At 38.6% G+C, this 24,834-nt stretch carries 29 protein-coding genes; all 29 read right to left on the minus strand.

Translation table 11 applies throughout. The features are described from left to right. Positions 1 to 370 precede the first annotated feature (370 nt). Complete coding sequence (gene yidC, locus IEU51_RS06705) at positions 371 to 1,231, minus strand: membrane protein insertase YidC (RefSeq protein ID WP_186084614.1); 861 nt, start codon at positions 1,229 to 1,231, stop codon at positions 371 to 373. 86 nt (positions 1,232 to 1,317) lie between these two features. Further along, complete coding sequence (thiD, locus tag IEU51_RS06710; protein ID WP_186084616.1) at positions 1,318 to 2,106, minus strand: bifunctional hydroxymethylpyrimidine kinase/phosphomethylpyrimidine kinase; 789 nt, start codon at positions 2,104 to 2,106, stop codon at positions 1,318 to 1,320. 99 nt (positions 2,107 to 2,205) lie between these two features. Then, a complete protein-coding gene (locus IEU51_RS09410) occupies positions 2,206 to 3,054 on the minus strand; it encodes a transglycosylase family protein (RefSeq protein WP_186084618.1) in 849 nt (282 codons plus the stop codon). A gap of 717 nt (positions 3,055 to 3,771) precedes the next feature. Further along, complete coding sequence (gene fabZ, locus IEU51_RS06720; RefSeq protein WP_186084620.1) at positions 3,772 to 4,215, minus strand: 3-hydroxyacyl-ACP dehydratase FabZ; 444 nt, start codon at positions 4,213 to 4,215, stop codon at positions 3,772 to 3,774. Further along, positions 4,212 to 4,433 (minus strand): DNA-directed RNA polymerase subunit beta, encoded by a 222-nt coding sequence (locus IEU51_RS06725; protein WP_229713902.1) that lies wholly within the window; start codon positions 4,431 to 4,433, stop codon positions 4,212 to 4,214. Before IEU51_RS06725 ends, fabZ begins: the two co-directional genes overlap by 4 nt. Then, positions 4,426 to 5,700, minus strand: coding sequence for a UDP-N-acetylglucosamine 1-carboxyvinyltransferase (gene murA / locus IEU51_RS06730; RefSeq protein ID WP_186084624.1), 1,275 nt, complete (start codon positions 5,698 to 5,700; stop codon positions 4,426 to 4,428). Before murA ends, IEU51_RS06725 begins: the two co-directional genes overlap by 8 nt. Positions 5,701 to 5,773: 73 nt before the next feature. Further along, a complete protein-coding gene (locus IEU51_RS06735) occupies positions 5,774 to 6,004 on the minus strand; it encodes a DUF1146 family protein (RefSeq protein WP_186084626.1) in 231 nt (76 codons plus the stop codon). A 50-nt stretch (positions 6,005 to 6,054) separates the two neighbouring features. Then, positions 6,055 to 6,462, minus strand: a complete 408-nt coding sequence (locus tag IEU51_RS06740; RefSeq protein ID WP_186084628.1) for a F0F1 ATP synthase subunit epsilon — start codon at positions 6,460 to 6,462, stop codon at positions 6,055 to 6,057. A 16-nt stretch (positions 6,463 to 6,478) separates the two neighbouring features. After that, a complete protein-coding gene (atpD, locus tag IEU51_RS06745) occupies positions 6,479 to 7,894 on the minus strand; it encodes a F0F1 ATP synthase subunit beta (protein ID WP_186084629.1) in 1,416 nt (471 codons plus the stop codon). Positions 7,895 to 7,918: 24 nt separating this feature from the next. Then, positions 7,919 to 8,794, minus strand: coding sequence for an ATP synthase F1 subunit gamma (gene atpG / locus IEU51_RS06750; RefSeq protein ID WP_186084631.1), 876 nt, complete (start codon positions 8,792 to 8,794; stop codon positions 7,919 to 7,921). Positions 8,795 to 8,827: 33 nt separating this feature from the next. Beyond that, positions 8,828 to 10,336 (minus strand): F0F1 ATP synthase subunit alpha, encoded by a 1,509-nt coding sequence (atpA, locus tag IEU51_RS06755; RefSeq protein WP_186084633.1) that lies wholly within the window; start codon positions 10,334 to 10,336, stop codon positions 8,828 to 8,830. 14 nt (positions 10,337 to 10,350) lie between these two features. After that, positions 10,351 to 10,893, minus strand: a complete 543-nt coding sequence (gene atpH / locus IEU51_RS06760; protein ID WP_186084635.1) for an ATP synthase F1 subunit delta — start codon at positions 10,891 to 10,893, stop codon at positions 10,351 to 10,353. Continuing rightward, positions 10,893 to 11,411 carry a F0F1 ATP synthase subunit B gene (locus IEU51_RS06765; RefSeq protein WP_186084637.1) on the minus strand — a complete coding sequence of 173 codons (519 nt, stop codon included), beginning with the start codon at positions 11,409 to 11,411 and terminating at the stop codon, positions 10,893 to 10,895. The genes atpH and IEU51_RS06765 overlap by 1 nt, the downstream gene beginning before the upstream one ends. An 89-nt stretch (positions 11,412 to 11,500) precedes the next feature. Next, positions 11,501 to 11,713, minus strand: a complete 213-nt coding sequence (gene atpE / locus IEU51_RS06770) for a F0F1 ATP synthase subunit C (RefSeq protein ID WP_186084639.1) — start codon at positions 11,711 to 11,713, stop codon at positions 11,501 to 11,503. A 46-nt stretch (positions 11,714 to 11,759) separates the two neighbouring features. Beyond that, positions 11,760 to 12,497 carry a F0F1 ATP synthase subunit A gene (gene atpB, locus IEU51_RS06775; protein WP_186084641.1) on the minus strand — a complete coding sequence of 246 codons (738 nt, stop codon included), beginning with the start codon at positions 12,495 to 12,497 and terminating at the stop codon, positions 11,760 to 11,762. A 4-nt stretch (positions 12,498 to 12,501) separates the two neighbouring features. Beyond that, positions 12,502 to 12,864: an ATP synthase subunit I gene (locus IEU51_RS09440; protein WP_186084643.1), complete on the minus strand. Its 363-nt coding sequence runs from the start codon at positions 12,862 to 12,864 to the stop codon at positions 12,502 to 12,504. A 121-nt stretch (positions 12,865 to 12,985) separates the two neighbouring features. Then, positions 12,986 to 14,110, minus strand: a complete 1,125-nt coding sequence (gene wecB / locus IEU51_RS06785) for a non-hydrolyzing UDP-N-acetylglucosamine 2-epimerase (RefSeq protein ID WP_186084645.1) — start codon at positions 14,108 to 14,110, stop codon at positions 12,986 to 12,988. Position 14,111: 1 nt separating this feature from the next. Continuing rightward, positions 14,112 to 14,741 (minus strand): uracil phosphoribosyltransferase, encoded by a 630-nt coding sequence (upp, locus tag IEU51_RS06790; protein ID WP_186084646.1) that lies wholly within the window; start codon positions 14,739 to 14,741, stop codon positions 14,112 to 14,114. Between the two features lie 24 nt (positions 14,742 to 14,765). Continuing rightward, on the minus strand, positions 14,766 to 16,004 hold the full coding sequence (glyA, locus tag IEU51_RS06795; protein ID WP_186084648.1) for a serine hydroxymethyltransferase: 1,239 nt from the start codon (positions 16,002 to 16,004) through the stop codon (positions 14,766 to 14,768). Positions 16,005 to 16,032: 28 nt separating this feature from the next. After that, a complete protein-coding gene (locus tag IEU51_RS06800) occupies positions 16,033 to 16,581 on the minus strand; it encodes a TIGR01440 family protein (protein WP_186084650.1) in 549 nt (182 codons plus the stop codon). Next, the gene (rpiB, locus tag IEU51_RS06805; protein ID WP_186084652.1) at positions 16,550 to 16,978 is read right to left on the minus strand and encodes a ribose 5-phosphate isomerase B; all 429 of its coding nucleotides are present in this window, start codon (positions 16,976 to 16,978) and stop codon (positions 16,550 to 16,552) included. The genes IEU51_RS06800 and rpiB overlap by 32 nt, the downstream gene beginning before the upstream one ends. Before the next feature lie 45 nt (positions 16,979 to 17,023). Continuing rightward, complete coding sequence (locus IEU51_RS06810; RefSeq protein ID WP_229713904.1) at positions 17,024 to 17,449, minus strand: arsenate reductase/protein-tyrosine-phosphatase family protein; 426 nt, start codon at positions 17,447 to 17,449, stop codon at positions 17,024 to 17,026. A gap of 2 nt (positions 17,450 to 17,451) precedes the next feature. After that, on the minus strand, positions 17,452 to 18,501 hold the full coding sequence (locus tag IEU51_RS06815; RefSeq protein ID WP_186084822.1) for an L-threonylcarbamoyladenylate synthase: 1,050 nt from the start codon (positions 18,499 to 18,501) through the stop codon (positions 17,452 to 17,454). After that, a complete protein-coding gene (prmC, locus tag IEU51_RS06820; RefSeq protein ID WP_186084654.1) occupies positions 18,501 to 19,340 on the minus strand; it encodes a peptide chain release factor N(5)-glutamine methyltransferase in 840 nt (279 codons plus the stop codon). The genes IEU51_RS06815 and prmC overlap by 1 nt, the downstream gene beginning before the upstream one ends. After that, positions 19,327 to 20,406, minus strand: coding sequence for a peptide chain release factor 1 (gene prfA / locus IEU51_RS06825; protein ID WP_186084656.1), 1,080 nt, complete (start codon positions 20,404 to 20,406; stop codon positions 19,327 to 19,329). Before prfA ends, prmC begins: the two co-directional genes overlap by 14 nt. Before the next feature lie 112 nt (positions 20,407 to 20,518). Beyond that, a complete protein-coding gene (rpmE, locus tag IEU51_RS06830) occupies positions 20,519 to 20,740 on the minus strand; it encodes a 50S ribosomal protein L31 (RefSeq protein WP_186084662.1) in 222 nt (73 codons plus the stop codon). Between the two features lie 136 nt (positions 20,741 to 20,876). Further along, positions 20,877 to 22,205, minus strand: a complete 1,329-nt coding sequence (gene rho / locus IEU51_RS06835; protein ID WP_186084663.1) for a transcription termination factor Rho — start codon at positions 22,203 to 22,205, stop codon at positions 20,877 to 20,879. A 351-nt stretch (positions 22,206 to 22,556) separates the two neighbouring features. Then, a complete protein-coding gene (locus IEU51_RS06840; RefSeq protein ID WP_186084665.1) occupies positions 22,557 to 23,444 on the minus strand; it encodes a nuclease-related domain-containing protein in 888 nt (295 codons plus the stop codon). 225 nt (positions 23,445 to 23,669) lie between these two features. Then, positions 23,670 to 24,827: a nitrate/nitrite transporter gene (locus tag IEU51_RS06845; RefSeq protein ID WP_186084667.1), complete on the minus strand. Its 1,158-nt coding sequence runs from the start codon at positions 24,825 to 24,827 to the stop codon at positions 23,670 to 23,672. Positions 24,828 to 24,834: the final 7 nt, after the last annotated feature.

Genomic DNA, 24,834 nt, shown 5'->3' on the forward strand with positions numbered 1-24,834 from the left:
CCACGTGATGTTTAGCTTGTAATCGTCATGTATAATTCAGAATTCCAGGAAACCACGTGATGTTTAGCTCGTAATCGTCATGTATAATTCAGAATTCCAGGAAACCACGTGACGATTAGACCGGAATCAAGTCGTCGTTTCTTAACTTCAGGTAAACATGCAATAGTTAAGACATGTAATCCTAGAATCTCTATCAACATGTAGCATTACTCCCAACAATACGACATGAAATCACACCACTTCAAATTATGTATCTCTTTAACACACTAATTCCTCACCAGATCTACTAAAGATACACTCCCACAATCTTTCGTGTGTTTATCTACAAAAAATACCACGAGCGCTCTGCTCGTGGCATAAAATTTAAAGTTTATTTACGTTTTTTGCTAGGTGCGACTTGTACAGCTTTCTTTTTGCGTTCTTTTTCTTTTTGTTCTTCTTCGTGACGAGCAATGATTGGTGCCATTTCTTCTTCTACTTTATTACGATAATAAAGGTTACCGATAATTGTTTGCAGTACTAAGAAGATACCTCCGACTGCCCAATAAAGAGGTAGTGCTGATGGTGAAATGAATGAAATCCAAAGAATCATAATTGGTGAAATAAACATGAATATACGCATTTGTTTTTTTTGTTCTTCTGGTAAGAAGAGTGTTGAAACGTATGCTTGTGCAGCATACACAAGTCCTGCGATTATTACCATAATGTAGTCTACTTCAGTTAAGTTCAACCACAAGAAGTGTGGGTGTTCTACAATTCCACCTTCTGATGGGTATTTCAATGCAAAGAATAGTGCCATTACGATTGGCATCTGAATAAGCATTGGTAAACAACCGACATTAAGTGGGTTGATATCATGTTTCTTGTAGAGACTCATCATCTCTTGTTGTACTTCCATTTTTTCTTCTTGCGTTGTAGCAAGTTTCATTCTCTTTTGAATATCGTCCATTTGTGGTTTAACGATCTTCATTTTTTCTCTCATGAGCATTTGGTTTTTATACGTACGCATCATGAATGGGAAAATTGCAAGTCTTACAATAAGTGTTAAAACAATAATTGCTAGACCATAGTTATTATTTAGATGTTCTCCAAGCCAGTGTAGGACGCTGTCCATCGGGCTTACGAATGTATTATAGAAAAATCCAGACCTGTTCTCTTCTACAGAATAGTCACATCCGGCTAAGAATAATACGAGTGTCATCGTCACTCCAAATAGCCATTTTTTAGACATAATTTCACCTCAAAATATTATATACACAAGTGTGATTGTACCATAAATCACAAGTTAGATAAACTAAAGTCATAAACTTTAACAAATTAAAGATCGATGAAATGACTAATTGGACCGTTGCCTTTACCAATATCAATTCCACTTTCAATTGCTTTCGTTACAAACATCTTAGCTTTTCTAAATGATTGCTCTAAATCTTGCCCTTTCGCGAGCTCTGCTGTAATGACTGCAGAAAATGTACTCCCTACTCCACGTAAGTTTTTCGATTTTATTATCGGACCAGTGAGCTTCACTTCTTTTGTGCGCGTATAAAGATAATCACATGCCTCACCTGTCAGTTGACTGTCGTTTATCAGCACGCTTTTCACACCAATCTCTTTAAGGAAAACGTTCGCAGCTGACTTAATATCTGACTCTGTATTTATCTCAATACCAGTAATGGCCTCAGTCTCTTGAACGTTTGGCGTAACAACACTCGCAAAAGGTAATAGCGCCGTTGCAAGTTTGTGTTGCACTTCTTCAGTAATAATTCGCTTACCTTCTTTTGAGAAGATAAAGGGATCCAAAACGAATGGGATGTCGTATCCTTTTATGTATTTCTTAATAATATCTACCATGTCAGCACTCGGTATCATCCCAGATTTCATGGCATAAGGAATGGCATCTGAAAAAATACTAGACAGTTGCCCTTCTAAAAATTCTGGTGGAATTTCTAAAATTTCATGAATGCCTTGAGAGTTTTGTGCAGTTAAGTTTGTTATTGCCGCCATACCGAAAACATCGAATTTATGAAACGTTTTAATATCTGCGATAACGCCTGACCCACCTGTTGGGTCGTTACTGGCAACTGTTAAAGCAATAGGTATATGTGACATATGATCTCTCCTTTTTTTAATCATAACACAAGTATATATCATTACTTAAATAAAAAAATGCCCAAGCGTGGCTTGGGCAAAGTATATTTTAAAATTCTATTATAGTCTTGAACCACATACAGGCCATGGACTAGAACCTCTTTGGTTGTATAGAATTTGTGCTCTTTTCGTTTGTTCAGCAGCAGATGCTTGTGATGGAAGTCCTGATCCACCAACAGATCTCCAAGTTTGAACGTCAAATTGGTAAAGACCGTGGTACATACCATTTGCAGATACGATTCCTGGGTTACCGCCTGATTCACACGCAGCAAGTGCTGACCAGTTTAAGCCGCCACCTGATTGTTGTTGTGCTGCTGGTTGTTGTTTAGGCTGTTGTACCTGTTGTTGTTGAACTGGTTGTTGTTTAGGTTGTTGGACTTGTTGCTGTTGAGCTGGTTGTTGGACTTGTTGAACTTGCTGTGTTTGTTGTTTTGGTTGTGAGTAGTTAGCGTTTGAAACAGTTTGGTTTTGTTGAGCGGGTGCTTCAGTAGTAACTGGTGCTTTTTCAACAAATCCTTCTGGCTCAGAAACATTTAATACTTGACCAACCATGATTAAGTCAGCTGATTTTAACTCGTTCCATGCTACGATGTTTGCTACTGTAACTTCATATTTTTCAGCTAATTTAGCAACAGTGTCACCAGATTTTACTTTATGAGTTTTTGTTTCTTCTTTAGTTTCAACTTTTAAGTCATCAATTTTAAGTTCTTGACCAGTGAAGATTAAATCAGAATCTAATTTGTTTTCTTTTTTAATTTCTTTAACTGTAGTGTTGTACTCTACATCAATTGCTGATAATGTATCTCCACTTTTAACTTTATGAGTTGCAGCTTCTGCATTCCCTTCATTTGCAACGATCGCGCCTGATACTAATGCTACTGCACCTAAACTGATAATACTTTTCTTCATGTAAAAAATCCTCCAATAATTGTACGTTGATAATATATATAAAAGTTCGTGATTGTCTTATGTTTCTCCGTCGAGGCATCCCTCAACTAACTGTTTATAATACTATCATGAAAAAAAGTTACATAGGTTACAGTAATATAAAAGATTTCGTATTGTGTTACCGTAACATTACATAGATGTTGCTTTACAAATTCTTAATGTCATATTAACACTTTTGTTTTTTAATAAATAATATAAATATGTTCTAAACGTTATTATGCCAATGGTTACACGTACTTATTCATTTATGTATAATGTCAGATAATTGTAATGTTATAGGATTATGTTACACGATAAAAATAAAAACAACCTATTTTTATCCGCGCTTCGTAAAAATAAGTTGTTTATTTTTGAGTTGTGAGTATGAAAGTGAGGTATTATTAGCGTTTGTAACATTAACTAACAGTAACCAATGTGAAATTCTTAAGTTTGAGGGGAAGTTGAAACTTTTATTGAATTTACAAGAGAGGCATATCGATAACTATATTTCGATATCAAGATCAGTTCTCCTTTCTTAATATATACTATATTAGAGACGTAAACTTATCGCAAAATGCAGAACACTAAATTTGGTATATTAGAAAGATAAAAACATGCAACTTCTAACAAACTGTATCTCCCTCATTGCAACCTATAAATTTAAAATTCTAAATAACAAAAAAACCAGTTGAGTATAATTTACTCAGCTGGTTCACTAATAGCAAATGTAATTTCACATTGGCAAGCAACTTTACCGTCTACTTTTGCAACGGCGTTTCCTTTACCAATTGGTCCTTTAATTCTAGTAATTTCAACAGAAAGCTCTAGAGTATCTCCTGGAGTCACTTGATGTTTGAATCTACACTTATCAATTCCTGCGAAGAATGCTAACTTTCCTTTGAATTCATCTTGTTGTAATAATGCGACTGCACCTGTTTGTGCTAGAGCCTCTACGATTAAAACACCCGGCATTACTGCATATTCTGGGAAGTGACCCACGAAGTACGGTTCGTTACCTGATACTTGTTTTAATCCTACACATTTCTCACCAGGTACAAGTTCTGTAATTCTATCTACTAGTAAAAATGGTGGTCTATGCGGAATAATCGCTTTAATTTGATCGTACGTTAACACATTCATCATTCCTTCGTTAAATTAATAATATGTTCCCATGTTTCTATTCTGAATACTTCAAATGGATTATCTAAAATACCATAACCGATCATCAGTCCAATGATAGATAACATGAGCGCAACATATAGAAATATTAAAATTCTAACTAAGAGTGGGAATTTACGATGTACGAGTTTCTTATTGTCCGTATTCGTTGCCAAATTCATCACACTTCCTTTATTACTCATCTTCTGATTCGTCAGATACGCGCTCAATGTTTGCACCTAATTTTGCTAGTTTTCCATGGAAGTTTACATATCCACGGTCAAGGTGCTTAAGCTCTGTCACAATTGTGTAGCCTTCCGCTACAAGACCCGCTAAGACTAGTGCCGCTGCACTTCTTAAGTCAGTCGCCTTCACACGTGCTCCGTGGAGTTCACGTCCCCCACGAATGACTGCATGATTATCTTGTAATGAAATATCGGCATTCATACTATTAAATTCAGTGACATGCATAAATCTATTTTCAAAAATAGTTTCAGTTAAGATGCTTGTACCTTCAACAGATAAAAGTAACGCCATCATTTGGCTCTGCATATCTGTTGGGAATCCAGGGTGAGGTAACGTCTTAATATCTGCGCTTTTTAATACTTCGTTCGGTATCACTCGGACATTTTCTCCATCTTCAACAAAACGAACGCCGATTTCTTCTAATTTAGAAACAACCGCACTTAAGTGTTCGATGACAACATTTTGAATTTCAATCTCACTTCTAGTAATTGCTGCAGCAACCATGAATGTCCCTGCTTCAATTCTATCTGGAATCACTTGATGTTTTGTTCCAATAAGATTTTCGACACCGACGATTCTCATACGTCCAGTACCTGCACCACTAATTTTACCACCCATACGGTTGATATAGTTTGCAAGGTCTACAATTTCTGGTTCCATCGCAGCATTTTCAATAACAGTAATACCATCAGCAAGTGCTGCACCCATCATTAAGTTTTGCGTCGCACCTACACTTGGGAAGTCAAGTAAGATTTTAGCACCTTTAAGTCTACCATCTACCTTACCTTCAATAAAACCATCCATTGTATTGAATGTTGCACCCATTTTTTCAAAACCTTTAAGATGTTGTTCAATCGGTCTAGAACCAATCGCACATCCACCAGGCATTGCAACTTCACATTTACCATAACGTCCAAGTAAAGGTCCCATAACAAGCATTGATGCACGCATTTTGCTTACAAGCTCGTACGGTGCATGCGTACTTAACTCATTGCTCGCATCTACAATGACCTTAGTTTTATCTACTTCAACATCTGCTTTTAAAATCGAAAGTAGATCTGCTAATGTTGAAACATCCGAAAGTTCCGGTACATTCCGAATCACAGACTGTCCTTCAGAAGCTAAGAGAGAGGCTGCAAGGATGGGCAATACTGCATTTTTTGCACCTTCAATTTTAACTGAACCACTTAACTTTCTTCCACCCTTAACGATAATTCTTTCCATACTCTCACTCCATAAAAATATCAATATATACCTTAATTCTATAGTGATAACAGGCTACTGTAAAGCAATTACCCTAGCTAAACCATAACCCCACCATTTGGATCTCTGTAAATAAATCCATAATAAAATTACTCAGAGAAGTTCCAAGTAAAATTGCTAATAAGATTAAAACAAGCCTAATCTTTTCTGGTTGGCTCTTTTTAAATAACACTTCTATATTTAAGCAGTCTAATAGATAAAATGCAAATATCGTACACACAATGTGCAAGATAATATGCATGAGTGCTAATTGTGATGCAACCATATTTAAAAACTCCCTTAAAAAAAGTCTAAGGTTTCCCTTAGACTTTTTTATTAATTATATTGAGCAACTTTGAGTCTGTTCGTTGCACGTTCTAGTGCAAGGTGTGCACGAACTTCATCGATATGTTCAGCTTCAGATTGTTTTAATAGCTCTTCGGCACGTTCTTTAGCAGCTCTTGCTCTGTCCGTGTCGATTTCATCAGAAAACTCGCCTGCTTGAACAAGCACTGTTACGCGGTCAGGTCTGACTTCTGCAAACCCTTCAGTAACAGCAAGATATTCATACTCACCATTGATTTTGACTCTGACGCTTCCAATTTTTAATGGTGTAACAGTTGGAATGTGCCCAGCCATGACACCTAACTCTCCCTGTTTGGCTTGGAGAATAATAATTTCGCAATTCTCTTCTTTAAACACAGATCCGTTAGGAGTAACTACATCTAATGCAATTGTACTCATTGTCTAACCTCCCTGTTTAAACTTCTGCACCCATTTGACGTGCTTTTTCGAGAGCTTCTTCAATGTTACCTACAAGACGGAACGCATCTTCTGGAATGTGGTCATATTTACCTTCAAGGATTTCCTTGAAGTTTTGTACTGTTTCTTGAACAGGTACGTATGAACCTTTTTGACCAGTGAATTGTTCTGCCACGTGGAAGTTTTGAGATAAGAAGAATTGTACACGACGTGCACGGCCTACTAGGGCTTTATCTTCTTCTGATAACTCATCCATACCTAAGATTGCAATGATATCTTGTAATTCACGATATCTTTGTAAAGTAGATTGAACTTCACGCGCTACATTGTAGTGCTCTTCACCAACTACTGCTGGTGAAAGTGCACGAGATGTTGATGCTAATGGGTCTACCGCAGGGTAAATACCCATTTCAGAGATTTTACGCTCTAAGTTTGTTGTCGCATCTAAGTGTGCGAAAGTTTGCGCTGGCGCTGGGTCAGTATAGTCATCGGCAGGTACGAATACCGCTTGGATAGATGTAACTGATCCTTTATTTGTTGACGTAATACGTTCTTGCAGTTGTCCCATCTCACTTGAAAGTGTTGGTTGGTAACCAACGGCAGATGGTACACGTCCGAGAAGTGCTGATACTTCTGAACCTGCTTGTGTGAAACGGAAAATGTTGTCAATGAATAGAAGTACGTCTTGTCCTTCTACGTCACGGAAGTATTCCGCCATTGTTAAACCACTTAATGCAACACGCATACGTGCTCCAGGTGGTTCGTTCATTTGTCCGAATACCATTGCAGTTTTGCTGATAACTCCTGATTCTTCCATCTCGAAGTAAAGGTCGTTACCTTCACGAGTACGTTCCCCTACACCTGCGAACACAGAGATACCACCGTGCTCTTGTGCAATGTTGTGGATTAACTCCTGAATTAATACAGTTTTACCTACACCGGCACCACCGAATAGACCGATTTTACCACCTTTAGTATATGGAGCTAATAAGTCTACTACTTTGATACCTGTTTCTAAAATTTCAACAGACACCGAAAGATCCTCAAACTGAGGTGCTTCGCGGTGAATTGGGTTTCTAAGTTCAGTTTCTGGAATTGGTTCACCTAAGTCAATGTGTTCACCTAATACGTTGAATACACGACCTAGAGTAATGTTACCTACTGGTACAGAGATTGGGTTACCTGTGTTAACAACTTCCATACCACGTTGTAATCCATCTGTAGAACTCATCGCAATAGTTCTTACAATGTTGTCTCCACGGTGAAGTGCAACTTCTAATGTAAGTTCGATTGCTTGTTGACCTTCTTCTTTGTGATCGATTGTGAGAGCGTTCATTAATTCAGGTAGTTCTCCTTCTTCAAAACGCACGTCAACAACTGGTCCCATAACTTGGACCACGTGTCCTAAAGCCATTAGAGTTCCTCCTATAATTATTTTTTATTGTTGTGCTTGTGCACCACTTACGATTTCAGTAATTTCTTGCGTGATTGCCGCTTGTCTTAATCTGTTATAAGAAAGCGTTAAGTCGCCAATCAATTCGTTTGCGTTATCTGTAGCAGCCTTCATAGCTGTCATACGAGCAGCGTGTTCACTTGTTTTTGCTTCAAGTAATGCGCCGTAGATAATTGCTTCTGCATATTGTGGTAATAAAGTCTCTAGAATTGATTCCTTGTCAGGTTCAAATTCATAAGTTGCGAGACTTGAGAATTCAGATTGTGTTTCAAGGTCAGATTCTGACATTGGTAAGAGTTTTCTTACTTTTACATTCTGTTCAAGAATCGATACGAATTCGTTATAAATGATATAGAGTTCGTCGATTTCTTCTCTTTCAAAACCTCTAATAGAGGCATGTGCAATTTTTTTCACATCCGAAAATGATGGCTGATCAGGTAACCCGATTCGGAAATCATCGATTTTGTAGTTACGTGTTTTTAAAATGTCATAACCAATCTTACCTAAGACAAGAAGTGATACCTCATCTTGGTTACCTTTATGGCGTTCATGGATTTGTGTCGTAATCGCCTTCATAACGTTCGCGTTATAAGGACCTGCTTTACCTGTATCACTTGTGATTAAAAGATAACCAACACGTTTTACTGGACGCTCTTGCAGCATTGGATGCAAGTTACCTGCACCACTAGACGCAATCGCTTGAACTGTTTCTTGCATGCGGTCCATGTACGGACGGAATTTCTTCGTGTTCTGTTCAGAACGCGCATACTTAGAGTTCGCTACCATGTTCATCGCACTAGTAAGCTGACTCATTTTTTCAGTTGCAGTAATACGACCTTTTATTTCTCTTAATGAAGCCATGATTTCACCATCCTTTTTCTAATAATGGGTCATTTATTTGCTTGAGCTAAAAAGCTTTTTGAAGCTTGTAATTGCTGTATCATACTCATCTTTGTCTGGTAAATCATGAGTTTCACGGATCTTGTTAAGAAGACCTTCGTTATTAGATTTTAACCAGCTTAAGAATTCATCTTCGAATCTGTTAATATCTTTAACTTCGATGTCATCAAGGTATCCATTAACTAGTGCATATAGAATAACAACTTGTTGTTCTACTGGTAGTGGTTTGTTTTCACCTTGTTTTAACACTTCTACTGTACGTTGACCACGTTTAAGTTTCGCTGCTGTTGATTCATCTAAGTCAGAACCGAACTGAGCAAATGCTTCAAGTTCACGGAATGCTGCAAGGTCTAAGCGCAGTGTACCCGCTACTTTTTTCATCGCTTTGATCTGAGCAGAACCACCTACACGTGATACTGAAAGACCTGCGTTGATTGCTGGTCGAACCCCAGAGAAGAATAGGTCTGATTGTAAGAAAATCTGACCATCTGTAATTGAGATTACGTTTGTTGGTACGAATGCTGAGATATCCCCTGCTTGTGTTTCTACGAATGGAAGAGCTGTGATAGATCCGCCACCTAATTCATCGTTTAATTTTGCTGCACGCTCTAATAAACGAGAGTGTAAGTAGAACACGTCACCTGGGTATGCTTCACGGCCTGGTGGACGACGAAGTAATAATGACATCTCACGGTACGCTTGTGCTTGTTTAGATAAGTCATCGTAAACAATAAGTACGTGTTTTCCGTTGAACATGAACTCTTCACCCATTGCAACCCCCGCATATGGTGCTACGTATAGTAATGGAGCTGGTTCAGATGCACCTGCAGATACTACGATTGTATAGTCTAATGCACCATTTTGACGGAAAGTTTCTACTGTTGAACGTACTGTAGATTCTTTTTGACCGATCGCAACGTAGATACAAATCATATCTTCATTCTTTTGGTTAAGAATTGTGTCGATTGCAAGCGTTGTTTTACCAGTCTGTCGGTCACCGATAATTAATTCACGTTGTCCACGTCCGATTGGTACTAAAGCGTCGATCGCTTTAATTCCAGTTTGTAATGGTTCGAATACTGATTTACGATCCATTACTCCAGTTGCTGGGCTTTCTACTGGGCGTGTTTTTGTAGTTCCAAGTGGTCCTTTACCATCGATAGGTTGACCAAGTGGGTTAACTACACGTCCAATGAGTTCTTCACCTACAGGTACTTCCATGATACGACCTGTACGTTTAACCTCATCGCCCTCTTTAATATCTTGATATGGTCCAAGAATAACGATACCAACATCGCCTTCTCCAAGGTTTTGAGCTAAGCCTAGTACACCACTAGGGAATTCTAGTAATTCTCCAGCCATCGCATCGTTTAAACCATGAGCAACGGCAATACCGTCACCAACTTCAATAACTGTACCAACGTCTGATACTTGTAAGTCTGCTTCATAGTTCTCTATTTGGGATTTTAGGAGAGCACTAATTTCATCAGCCTTGATTGCCATAGAAATCTCACTCCTTAATTATTCTTAATTCGTTTAAATCTATCACGGATACCGTTCAGTTGGTTAAGGATTGATTCGTCATATACTTTAGAACCAATCAGTACTCTGAATCCACCGAGAAGAGATTTATTGATTTTATTTGTGATAAGTAATTTTTCATAACCAGTTTTAGCTATGAAGATCTTACCTAATTCGTCTAACTCATCTGTTGATAATTTATAAACAGATTCTACTGTAACTCTCGCCTGATTGTTATATTCGTCATAGAGTAACTCGTATTCGTCTTTAATGCTTGGTAATAATACTGTACGATTCTTTTCAGTTAGAATCAGAATAAGATTTCGTAAGTATGGATTCACGTCTTTAAAAGCAGTTTTTACTGCTTCTAAACGTGTGTTTTTTGAGATACGTGGGTTCGTCATAAACTCATAGAAGTGATCTACAGTTTTTACTGCTTTTAATACTTCATCGAATTCTGTCAGCGTATCATCTAGCGCTTCGTGTTTTTTTACTACTTGAAACAGTGCATCGGCATACTGTCTTGCTGCCTCAGTCATTATCTATCCCCTGCTTCCTGTAGGTACTTTTTCACGAGATCTTGTTGATCTGTTGCAGTTAATTCTTTTTGAATCACTTTTTCAGCGATTAATACAGATAGATCTGCAACTTGATCGTTGATTTCACGCATAGCTCTTTCTTTTTCACGCTCAATATCCGCTTTTGCTTCTGTAATCATATGGCTCGCACGGTCATTGGCTTCTTTGATGATAAGCTCTTGTTCTGCGATCGCTTGTTTACGAGAATTCTCAAACATCTCTGAAATCTCAGATTGTGTTTGTTTTAAGAGTGCTTCATTCTCATCACGTAAGCGAGACGCATCTTTTTTGCTGTCTTCAGCATTCTGTATATCGTCGTGGATGGCTTGTTCACGGTCATCCATGATTTTTTTAACTGGATTCCATACAAAGTAGGAAAGCGCACCGAGTAGTACTAAAAAACTGACTAATAGTACAAGTGATGTACCAAAAGCTGTTGCCATAGTCTCACCTGCAGCGCCTAAAATAATTAGATCCACTTATGTACACTCCTTTCAAGAAAGTTCACATAGACTTAAGTTCATAAAGATATGGCGAAATCTCTTGAGACTTCGCCTATATATACTAATTATTGGAATAGTAATAAGAATGCAATAACGATCGCAATAATTGGCACGGCTTCTACTACACCAAGACCGATGAACATAATCGTCATTAATGGACCACGTGACTCAGGTTGACGTGCTACACCTTCTACTGTTTTCGAAACTACTAACCCGATACCAATCGCACCACCAAGTGCTGCTAAACCTGCCGCAATACCAGCTGCTAATAAGCTCATTAAAATTTCCTCCTAAGAAAATTGAATAATATTTTTTAATTTTATATTAATGGTCCTCGCTCACTTTGTGAGACAGATACACCATTGATAACATAACGAAAATAAATGCTTGTAACGCTCCGATGAACGTCTTAAATCCTTGCCATACCATCATTGGAATAAATCCACCAACTGCTGCAATAACAGAGCCTGATGTGACTAATCCAAGAAGGAGTGTAAGTAAAATTTCACCTGCAAAAATGTTACCGTATAGTCGCAATCCAAGAGTTAAGTTGTAAGTAAACTCTTCTAAAATCTTGATTGGAACTAAGAATGGTAGTGGTTTTGCATAATCTTTTGCGTATTCTTTAAATCCTCTAGCTTTAACACCATAATAGTGAGTCATAACAATCATCAGTGCCGCAAGTGTTAATGTAACAGTTGGGTCTGCTGTTGGTGACTTCCACCATAACGTGTGTTCCGCGTCAGGAGCAACGAATGTAAATGGTATACCAATTAAGTTCGCTGCAAAGATAAACACAATTAATGTGAGTGCTAAGAAGTGGAATCGCCCGCCATCACGCCAAGCCATGTTGCTTGTGATAATACCGCGTACAAAGTCCATAAGCCACTCTACTAAAACCTGTGCCTTCCCTGTAGGTCTGATTGAAAGTTTACGTGTCATAAAGAACAGTATAAAAAAGACAATCAAACTGGTTACAACGATCATAAAACAAGTGGCTAAATCGAAAACGATTGGTATACCAAACAAGTTTGTCTGAAACGTTGGAGTTCCGTGATCCATTTCTTCACCTCTTTCTAAAAATTTGAGTAGTTATCGCATGAAATGTTATTAGTACATATGTAAGTAATAGTCCTAGAAGAACACCAAAGATATTGATGTATGCACTAAATTTATACCATATTAAACATGCGAGAATTACCAATATTACTCTTGTGGCCGAGCCTGTCCTGATGTTTGTTGTGTGTTCATCATAAGCTCGCCTCAAGCTAACATACCAACTAAATGCCATAAAAACCGATATCACTGTACCGAGGATTAACCCAAGTGCAATGCTTGATTTTGTGATGAAGTACCACGCTAAAAATAGAAATAGAAAAATAGCGAAATATATCACGAAATGTCTTAAAAAAGCTTTAAATACAGTCACTTAGAAAACGTCTCCTACAGTAAATCAATATGAAAAGAAAGCTTTTACATACCTATTAAATTTTAACGAATTACTACCCTCAGTGTCAACCAAATTAGGAAATACACCTAAAGTTGTACATTCAAAATTCTTTTGGATATCCATAACTTAAACCGTAGTGATATTTAATGACTTCCACTATACGTTTAGAAGCCTTTCCGTCACCGTATGGATTTCGAAGTTCGGACATATTTTTATAGGCTTCAACATCCTTTAACAACGTATCTGCCTCTTTAAAAATTCTTTCTCTGTCTGTACCAACAAGTTTCAATGTTCCCGCTTCAACACCTTCTGGTCGTTCTGTTACGTCACGTAATACAAAAACAGGTTTACCGAGTGAAGGCGCCTCTTCTTGAATACCACCTGAATCTGTCAAAATTAAATAACTCTTTGACGCGAAGTTATGAAAATCAATGACATCGAGTGGTTCTATGAGCTCAATGCGGTCATGTGAAAGGTGTTTCATCGCAAGTTCTCGTACCTTCGGATTCTTATGCATCGGATAAACAACAACAGTATCCGTGTGTTTATCTACAATATCTCTAACTGCTTTAAAGATATTCTCCATTTTTTCTCCAAGATTTTCACGACGGTGCGCCGTTAAGAGAACAATTTTTTTATCTTTATGTCGATCTAGAATTTCGCTCTTGTATTCATCTCGAACTGTTGTATGAAGTGCATCTGTTACCGTATTTCCTGTAACAAAAATCTTAGATACATCTACGTTTTCTTTGATTAGGTTTTCTTTTGAAAGTGAAGTCGGAGCAAAGTGAAGGTCTGAAAGTCTCGTCGTCATCTGACGATTAAGTTCTTCCGGATAAGGTGCATATTTTTGATACGTTCTTAGCCCTGCTTCTACATGACCAACATCAATTTCTTGATAAAACGCAGCGAGTGCTCCTGCAAATGTTGTTGTTGTGTCACCGTGAACTAAAACCATATCTGGTTTTACTTCTTTAATGACGGATTCAATACGTGTTAATACAAGTGAAGTGATGCTAGAGAGTGTTTGATCTCTCTGCATCACATTTAAATCATAATCTGGTTTTATGTCAAATATCTGTAAAACCTGGTCGAGCATTTCACGATGTTGTGCTGTTACAACAACTATTGGCTCTAAGTGTTCGTCTTTCTGTAATTCGTGTACAAGTGGCGCCATTTTTATAGCTTCTGGACGCGTCCCGAACACCACCATAATTTTCTTCATATTATCTCGTCCCAAATAGTCTATCTCCTGCGTCACCAAGACCAGGAATGATGTAGCTGTCTTCGTCAAGTCTTTCATCTAAAGCTGCAATGTAGATATCTACATCTGGATGTGCTTCTTTTAACGCTTCAACACCTTCAGGTGCTGCAATTAGACAGATGAATCTGATCTTAGTTGCACCGCGTTTTTTAACTGCGTCAATCGCTTCAATTGCACTTACACCAGTAGCAAGCATCGGGTCAATAACTAAGATATCTCGCTCTTCAATGTCTTTAGGGAATTTTGCGTAATATTCTACAGCCTCTAGTGTTTCTGGATCTCTATAAAGTCCCACGTGACCAACGCGTGCTGATGGAATTAAGCTATGAATTCCGTCAGTCATTCCAAGTCCTGCACGTAAAATTGGTACAAGACAGATTTTCTTACCGCTGAGTCTCTTAGCTGTAGTCGTTTGAATTGGTGTGTCAACTTCAACATCTTCTAATGTTAAGTCACGAGTTACTTCATACGCCATTAACATACCTACTTCGTCCACGAGTTCACGGAATTCTTTAGTTGACGTATTTTTATCTCTGATATAACCGAGTTTGTGTTGAATTAATGGATGGTCCATTACTTGTACTTTTGACATAGTGTGCCTCCGAAAAAATATAGATTAGTCTTCGTAAAGTGGATATTTGCTTGTTAGAGCTTCAACTTTGTTGTGAAGTCCGTCTAAGCTTTCCCCATTTTTGTGACGTGTTAGAGTTTCAATAATTAAATCTGCCACTTCTAACATATCGTCTTCTTTGAAACCACGAGTTGTCATCGCTGGAGTACCCATACGTAAACCACTTGTTACGAATGGTGACTCAGTTTCAAATGGAATTGTGTTTTTGTTACATGTAATACCAATTTCGTCTAACGCTTCTTCTGCTGCCTTACCTGTTAAACCAAATCCTTTAGTATCTACTAATAGTAAATGGTTTTCAGTTCTACCAGAAATGATACGTAGACCATTTTCTTGTAGACGGTTTGCTAGAGTTTGCGCATTTTTGATGACTTGTTCTTGATATTCTTTGAATTCAGGTTTTAATGCTTCGCCGAATGCAACTGCTTTCGCTGCGATTACGTGCATTAATGGGCCACCTTGAATTCCTGGGAAAATGTTTGAGTCAATTTTCTTAGCGTGCTCTCTTTTAGTTAAAATCAGTCCGCCGCGTGGGCCGCGTAACGTTTTGTGAGTAGTTGAAGTCACGAAGTCTGCATATGGTACTGGGTTCGGATGAAGCCCAGCAGCCACAAGGCCTGCGATGTGTGCCATATCAACCATTAGGTATGCGCCAACTTCATCTGCAATTTCACGGAATTTCTCGAAATCAATCTTAAGTGAATACGCGCTACCACCTGCAACGATTAACTTCGGTTGCTCTTTAATTGCAACTTCTTTTAATTCATCGTAGTCGATTGCTTCTTCTTCTTTTGTAACCCCATAGTTTACAAAGTTAAACAATTTACCACTGAAGTTTACAGGTGCACCATGAGTTAGATGTCCACCGTCGCTTAGATTCATACCTAAAATCTTATCTCCAGGTTTTAACACTGAGAAATAAACAGCCATATTTGCTTGTGAACCTGAGTGTGGTTGAACGTTAGCATGTTCTGCACCAAAGATTTCTTTCGCGCGATCACGTGCTAAATCTTCAACGATATCAACAAATTCACATCCACCATAGTAACGTTTACCAGGGTAGCCTTCTGCATATTTATTTGTAAGGATAGAACCTTGTGCTTCTAGCACTGCTTTAGAAACAAAGTTTTCAGAAGCAATCAGCTCGATGTTGTTATTTTGTCGGTTAAACTCTTTCTGAATTGCATCATTTAGTTCTTTGTCGTTTTTTTCGATGTAAGACATTTCAAAACTCTCCTTTTTTGATATGTAATCATTTATATTGCGCACGTACGCCACCAATGAGTTTTGGACGTGTTTTCGCTAGTGTTATATGTGCAGAACCGAGAACCTTACTAGGTATTCGAACAGGAACTGCAACGTGTTTCATATGCATACCAATCAATGTTTGTCCGATATCGATACCGATATCTGCCTTTGCAAACTCTACTACTACAGCATTATCCAAATTTTTGTACGCAACTTCACTCAAGCTTCCACCAGCACCTCTATGAGGTACAACTGAAACTTCCTCGTAGTTAAACTCAGTACTTGTTTTACGCGCTGTAGTCAATGCACGGTTAATGTGCTCGCATCCTTGGAAAAGTAGATGTAAATCGTACTTTATTTGAATATCATGGAACGCTTCGAAAACCACTTCAGCTACAGGCATAGAACTGTGTTTACCGATATGCTCTCCAATAATTTCAGATGTAGAACACCCAATAACAAGTTGTGCACCTTTAAAGAAAAAGTCTATCTCTTCTAACTCTTCAACAATCTGATCTAGTTCATCCTTCAATTTTCTCAATTCTTCGCTCATGTCTACCACCCTCAAATTCAGTATTTAACCAAATATCAACGATGTCTAAGGCAAGTCCTTGACCAATTACTCTCTCACCCATATTTAAGATGTTCGAGTTATTATGTTCTCTCGTTGCATGTGCTGAAAACGTGTCGTGAACAAGTGCTGCTCTGATACCTTTGTATTTGTTTGCTGCAATATTCATTCCGATTCCCGTGCCACAAATTAAAATTCCACGGTCGTATTCACCATTTTGTACAGCTTCTGCAACTGGTTTTGCATAATCCGGATAATCCACTGAATCTAGGTTGAAAGGACCAACGTCTTTGACTTCAATCCCTTTATCTTCTAGATGTTCGACTACACTCTTTTTAAGATTAAAACCACCGTGATCTGAACCTATGATAACTTTCACACAATCATCTCCTACACATTATTATATCTATCACTCTTTACTGATTCAAAAGATATCAGACTGAAAGTCAATTTTGTCGATAAATCGTCTTAATTCTTGATACGTATATTCATAATCCGCTTCAGTTCCACCATACGGATCACTAATATCAGTGTTTTCACCAGAAAGTTCGCCTAGTGTATACACATTTGCATTTGGATGATTCATCAGTATTTGCATCTTATGACCTGAAGTCATTGTAATTAAAATAGAGTTTTTCGTGTCTTCATCTGTCAATTGTCGTGGCAGTGATGGCATTTTTAAAGATTCTCGCTCAATAATTTTTAGAGACTTCATATTAGTGCTTCGACTCATCACAGAAAGTCCGCGTGACCCGAAACTCTTGCCTTCAACGTGAGTATTTGCATAACTTTCAGCGAGCGGACTGCGACATGTGTTACCCGTACAAACAAAAATGATATCCTTCATCATGTTCACCCTCTAATGACAGTGTTTCCTGTCGCTTTGTAAATTCGATTCATGAGCGCTTCTGTTTCGTCATTCATATCAAATCCATAGATAAAAATCTCTTCCACATCAGAGCTATCCATAAATCTGAGTGCTGCGTATAAATTTTTTGATGCTTCTCTATAGCTCGCCTCATCCTTACACAAGCTTACAAATACAACATCTTCTTTGAAGTATTCTCTCATTGTTTCAGGTGCAATTACACCGGTTTTCTTGTTTTTATCATAAGGAAGAGCTTTAGAACCTGCGTTCATATTTCCAAAAAATACTGTGAGTGGCTGTCTTGGTGCGTAGTGCTTATATTTCATACCTGGAGAAATCGGACGCTCAGATGTATCTCTATGACGCTCAATATCTTCTTTTAGCACTTCGCGTAACTGTGTAATTGAAATTGCTCCCGGCCGTGCTATGCGGTAAGGGAACTGCGTGCAATCTAACACAGTACTCTCTAGACCATATTCCGCCGGCTCGCTTTCGATCACACCATAGATTTTTCCGTCTAAATCTTCATATACATGGTCGGAGCTCGTCGGAGACGGCTTTCCACTTAAGTTCGCACTTGGTGCAGCGAGTGGGATATCCGCATATTGAAGCACTTTACGCCCCACCGGATGGCTCGGCATGCGCACCGCAATACTGTCGAGCTCTGCAACGACGTTTGATGAGATGTAATCTCCTTTTAAAGGTAGGATAAAAGAGATTGGTCCTGGCCAAAAGGCCTCCATCAATTTTTTTACATTTTCGTGGACAGGTTCAACAAATGTTTCCATCTGTTTTGTGTCATGAATATGTACAATTAATGGATTGTCACCAGGTCGACCTTTAGCCACAAAAATTTTATGAATCGCTTCAGCATTTCTCGCATCACCAGCAAGACCATATACTGTTTCTGTAGGTAATCCAATCACTTCACCGTATGTGAGCGCAATTTTTATTTCTTCTAAAGTATTTTTCACTTCTTCTGAAATCGGCTCTTCTATATCTTTTGATGTTAGTTTCCATTTTCTTGTCGTCATCATTTCACCCACTCTGCATAAATAATTCTATCTTGCCCATTGATGTCTTTAATCACTTGGACCTTCGATTTCGGCCAATTGGAAAGGAATAAATCTTTTACTTTCTCTCCTTGCTTGTAGCCAATTTCAAAAAATACTTTGCCATCTGTGTTTAAGACAAACTCTAAACCTTCTATTATATTTCGATAAAAATATAGTCCATCTTCTTCAGCAAACAGCGCTGAATGTGGTTCGTACTTCACAGTACTCGCACTCATTTCGTCTGTTTCTGATTCCGCAATATACGGCGGATTTGAGATTAACACATCAACTTTGATGTTTTTATCTGTTAATGGTTTCAGCATATCTCCGTTTAATATCGTGACCTTTGCATCAAGTGCGTCCATATTTTGTTTTGTCACACGTAACGCGTCACTACTGATATCTGTAACGTAGACATCTAACGCTTTGTTTTCTAGCTTTAACGTTAGACCTATAGCACCAGTGCCTGTACCGATATCAACGATCTTGCCTGACTTCACCTTGTCTAATACATGATACACAAGCTCTTCTGTTTCATTTCTTGGAATTAACGTGTGACTGTTTACTTTGAACGTTCTTCCATAAAAGTGTGCGCGCCCTGTGATGTACTGATATGGATAATCTTCTATAACTCGTTCAACCGCTTCACGATAGGATTTTAGAGCGTTATCTGAAATAGTTTCTGTACCACGCATCATCAGCGCGACTTGGTCCATCTGAAACATATCTTCTAATAGAAGAGAAGCGATGCGCGTTTCTTTGTGATGCTTTCCTAGCGCTATTTTCGCTTCTTTTAACGCCTCATTAAAACTCAGCATTATTTAATTCTTCAAGTTTGGATGTTTGTTCTTCGATTGCTAATGCGTCGAAGATTTCGTCTAAGTTACCGTCGATGATTTGGTCGAGTTTATTGATTGTTAGACCGATTCGGTGATCTGTCACACGGTTTTGTGGATAGTTGTACGTACGAATACGTTCAGATCGGTCACCTGTACCTACTGCTAACTTTCTCTGCGCAGAATACTCATCTTGAGCTTCTTGTTGCATCATGTCATAAATTCTAGAGCGCAATACTTTCATTGCGTTTTCTCTGTTTTTGATTTGTGATTTTTCATCTTGTGACGTCACGACTGTTCCGGTCGGCAAGTGTGTGATACGTACAGCAGAGTCCGTTGTGTTAACGTGCTGACCACCGGCACCACTTGAGCGGTACGTATCAATTTTTAAGTCTTCGTTTTTAATTTCTACTTCGACTTCTTCTACTTCTGGAAGTACCGCAACTGTCGCAGTTGATGTATGGATTCGTCCACCAGATTCTGTATCTGGTACACGTTGCACACGGTGTGCACCGTTTTCGTACTTCAGTTTAGAGTACGCCCCATGACCATTAATCATGAAGCTGATCTCTTTGTAACCACCTTGGTCTGACGCACTCGCATCAACGATTTCCGTTTTCCACCCTTGTGCTTCAGCATAACGTGAGTACATGCGGAATAAGTCACCAGCAAAAATTTGTGCCTCATCTCCACCTGCTGCACCACGAATCTCCATGACAACGTTTTTTTCATCGTTTGGGTCTTTTGGAATAAGCAATACTTTAAGCTCGTCTTCTAAGCCAGGTAACGCTTTTTCAGATGCTGAAATCTCTTCTTTAAGTAAATCAATCATCTCTTTGTCATCTGTCTCATTCAACATTTCTTTAGATTCTTCAATCGTTTCTTTATGACCTTTATATACACGATAAACATCAACGACATCTTGAAGGTCTGATTGCTCCTTCGAATATTCTCTTAATTTGTTAGGATCTGACACCACGTCAGGGTCGCTTAATAATTCGTTTAATTGTTCGTATCTATTTTCAATAATTTCTAATTGATCAAACATAACTTTGCACGCGTCCTTTATATAGTTTCGTTAGTTCATTATACCATAGGCATAAAGATATTTTTCACATAAAAAAAGCCGTACTGAATAGCTCAGTACGACTCTAGAAATCTTATTGTTCTTCGTTAGCTGATTTGAGACCAAACTTCTTGTTGAAGCGTTCAACACGACCGTCAGCAGAAGCGAACTTTTGACGCCCTGTATAGAATGGATGACATTCTGAGCAAACTTCTACTTTGATATCATCGTTTAATGTTGAACCAGTTTCAAATTCATTACCACAAGAGCAAATTACGTTAACTCTATGGTATTCTGGATGAATTCCTTGTTTCATAAATAACATTCTCCTTATGCCCTGAACCATCTGGAACAGAGTTTTTCTGGGTTTTCCCCTACAATACTTAGAATATTATACATGGATATTAACCATAAATCAACAGTATTGCACAGAATTCTTTCGTAAAAAATCATTAGATTACAGGCTTGCCAGACTTTGCACTTTCTAACATTCTATGACGCAGTTCATCGAAGAATTCTTCGTTTGATTTCGTCTGCTTTACAATTCTTAAGAAACGTTCCGTAAAGTCTGGTGCATCTGTGAATAAGTTTCTAAGCTGCCATAATACCTCGAGTTCTTCTTTTTTAAGAAGCAAATCTTCACGACGTGTACTTGAGCGCCTAATGTCGATCGCTGGGTACACTCTACGTTCCGCAAGACCACGGTCAAGATGAAGTTCCATGTTACCCGTGCCTTTGAACTCCTCATAGATCATATCATCCATACGTGAGCCTGTATCTACTAAAGCAGTCGCAAGAATTGTTAAGCTACCACCCGCTTCAATATTACGTGCTGCACCAAAGAATGCCTTCGGTTTATGGAGTGACGCAGGGTCTAGACCCCCTGATAACGTACGACCACTTGGTGGTACAACTAAGTTATATGCACGTGCGAGTCTTGTAATTGAGTCCATTAAGATAATCACGTCTTCGCCCATTTCCACTAAACGTTTAGAACGCTCGAGTAAAAGTTCAGCGACTTTCACGTGGTGGGTCGGGTGTTCATCGAATGTAGAATGCACAACTTCAGCATTCTCAACCGAACGTTCAATATCCGTTACCTCTTCAGGACGCTCCCCAATGAGTAAGATGAAAAGTTTCGCATCAGGATGGTTTGTTGAAATAGAATTCGCAATCTCTTTAAGGATTGACGTCTTACCTGCTTTTGGTGGGGCGACAATCATACCACGTTGACCAAAACCAATTGGTGTAACGAGATCCATAATACGAGTTGAATAATTTCTTGATTCCGTTTCGAGGTGAATTCTTTCATCTGGATATAAAGGCGTTAATGCCTGGAAGTGAGGACGTTTCTTAATTTCCTCAGCGTTGAGGTCGTTCACGAAGTCTACTTGCAGTAATCCGTAATAACTTTCTTTCTCTTTTGGCTTACGCACCTTACCAGTCACCTTGTCCCCTTTTTTGAGTTCAAAGCGTCTGATCTGTGACGCAGAAATATAGATATCTTTTTCACCCTTAGAATAGTTCACCGTTCTTAAGAAGCCGTAACCATCCGATTGAATATCATCCAAGATACCTTCCATATAATACTTGCCATCTTTTTCCATCTCAGCTTCTAAGATTGCGAGGACAAGTTCCTTTTTGTTTAATTTACTATAGTTCTCTAGGCGAAGCGATTTCGCTCTAGCAGTTAAATCCTTTGTCGTATTATTCTTATACAGTGAATCGAAGGTCTCATACTTTTGCCCCTCGTGTTCCTTGTTTTTATCAGATTCCGACATTGCTACACGTCCGTTCTTTTCAATGTTTACCTTAAAATTATACTACACCAGTATGGTGTTTTGGTACAATAAATTGAGATTGACCGATGTTGTAGAAGATAAAAACAAACGGGCTGATGTGAGTAGCAGGCTAGATGATGGAGGGCCGCTGAAATTCGATGGTAATACTGGTAATGTTGTGCGTCGCAACTTTCTGATGAAAAAATTTGATGGTTGCTTTTACTTATGCGTCAAACTTTCTTGTTTTTCAGTTACTTTGACGCTCAAATTCGAGTTATGCGACAAACTATGGGTTTTTTTGTTGACTTTGGCGCACAAATTCGTGTTATGCGTCAAACTATGGGTTTTTTGTTAACTTTGGCGCTCAAAACTTAATTTGTCATTTTTTCCTAGTAAATACTCAGTGCTTCTCTTGTTACCAATTCTCTCAAAGTTTTTTGCTAAAATTCTTTGTAGAGTTCTTATAGAAACCCCGTAATCCATCCACTCTTCTATCGCAGGTACTGTGATTTTAGCTTCTTTAAATAAAGCTTTGAAGTCTCGGGTCATGCGAATGACGGCAGATTCCATTGTTTCCAGAGAGCCACAACTTCTACAAATAAAACGGCGATTCTCTACTTCCATGAACCCGCGGCACCTAGAGTTTGTGCAGGTAACCCCGTTCCTAATCTGGTCTCGGGTCACCTTAATTCTAAAGCCATATCGAGATTCGGTGAGACGTCTCTCTAGCAATGCTCGCTCCACTGCAACCGTCCTTGCCGACGGGGAATCATTCTTTTTATCGAGTAAATTTAAAAACTGGTCCACTCGATTTGGGAAGATAATCCGCGCATCTCGGGGCGCGCCGTACAGCACAAAGTTCTTGTTGATAAAAACAACATACTCAGAAATAGCAATACGAAATCTCGCTTCACTCAACATATTCCGGAGCATACGCGCAGCTCTATTTGCCTGCTCTAGAGGACTGCTCACCTCTTTTCCACTACCAGATAAAAACCATCGTCCCGCTTCAAAATAAAAGTCGGACTGATAATTTTTCACTTCAGCAATCACAATTTCGTCAGAGTAAATGATGAGGCAATCAATCTGGCACTCACTGTTTTCATACATAAATCTAAAATCAGTAATTATTTTCGGCTTAGTTTCAAGACCCACTAACCGATTTAAAAACTCACTTTCGCCACTTTTACCACTTACAACACGCCTCATTTCGGCTTTTAATTCTGCAGTAACATCCATACGTTTTTCTAAAATCAGTAGCGCTGACTCTGATTTTATCTCTAAGGTTTTTATTAGGCATTCCTCGCTTTCACCTAGAGTGAACCACAGCGACCATTTTTATACAATTTTTTAAGCTAAAAACCAAAATAATTCGTATATTTTTCTCCTTAAAAAAAGCAAACCTCCTAAAATTGACCATATAGTTATATAGACAAAAAAAGAGCCTAAATTTTAGGCTCAACTTTATTGCACAGATTCTTCTTTTTTACCCATCCAGAACATTGTAATCAGTGCGATGATGCCTGACAATGCCAAGAAAAGGAATGCTGGTTTACTTGTTCCAAAGCTTGCTACTACTGATGTGATAATCAGTGGTGGGAAGAATCCACCGAGTCCACCCATCATCGAAACGATACCGTTCACTGTCCCTGCTTCTTTCGTGTAGAACATTGGTAGAAGTTTGAAAATTAGTCCATTACCAAGTCCCGCACAAATCGCAACGAGTAAACATCCGACCGTAAAGAAGAAAATATGATGGTTAGATGATAGTAATAATGCTCCAATAATTAGGCCAATAAACACCGTGCGCGTCGTTGAAAGTGGTGCGAGTTTATCCCCTAAAATACCACCCAAAGGCCGACACACAGTTGCGAGTGCAATGAATGTACCTGTTCTGAGTCCTGCATCAACTGGTGTTAGGTCAAACGTACTTACAAGATAGTTTGGTAAAAATAGTCCGAATGCAACGAATGATCCAAACGAAATGAAGTACCAGAAACTGAGTAAGTAGACTTTGTAGTCTTTAGATACTTGAATGATTTGTTCTTTTAATGGTGCTTTAACTTTCTTCTCAAATTTATCTCCTAAGAAGAAGTTTGCAAGTATCATAATACCAAGTGCTACCATGTAAAGTCTAACTGTTGATTGCCAACCAATAGCCATTGCGATTGGTGGTGCTAAGAATGCTGACAGCGCTGTTCCTAAGTTACCTAAACCGTACATACCATTGGCGTACCCAGCACGCTCTTTTGGATAGTATTTCGGTAAGCTTGTCACACCGACTGAGAACACTGCGCCTCCGACTCCGAGGAATAAACCTGCAATGATTAGGTCAGTAGTTGAATTCGCAATACTCAAGTAAAAAATCGGGAACATTAAGAATATAAAGCTAATCAGAAAGATTAACCGAGCACCAATAACGTTTGTCAGGTACCCAAAAGGAATTCTTAAAATCGATCCTAGGATAACTGGAATCGCGATGATTAAAGATTTTTCTCCTTCAGTAATTTCAAAATCTGTCATGAACGGCATTAATGGAGAAATCGCCGTCCAAGCTGCAAATCCCATTGTTAATGAAATAGCTTGTAAAGGAAGTTGTATCTTCCCCGTTGACTTGTTCATATTTTCA

It is taken from the genome of Phocicoccus schoeneichii, assembly GCF_014635565.1.
Lineage (GTDB): Bacteria > Bacillota > Bacilli > Staphylococcales > Salinicoccaceae > Phocicoccus > Phocicoccus schoeneichii.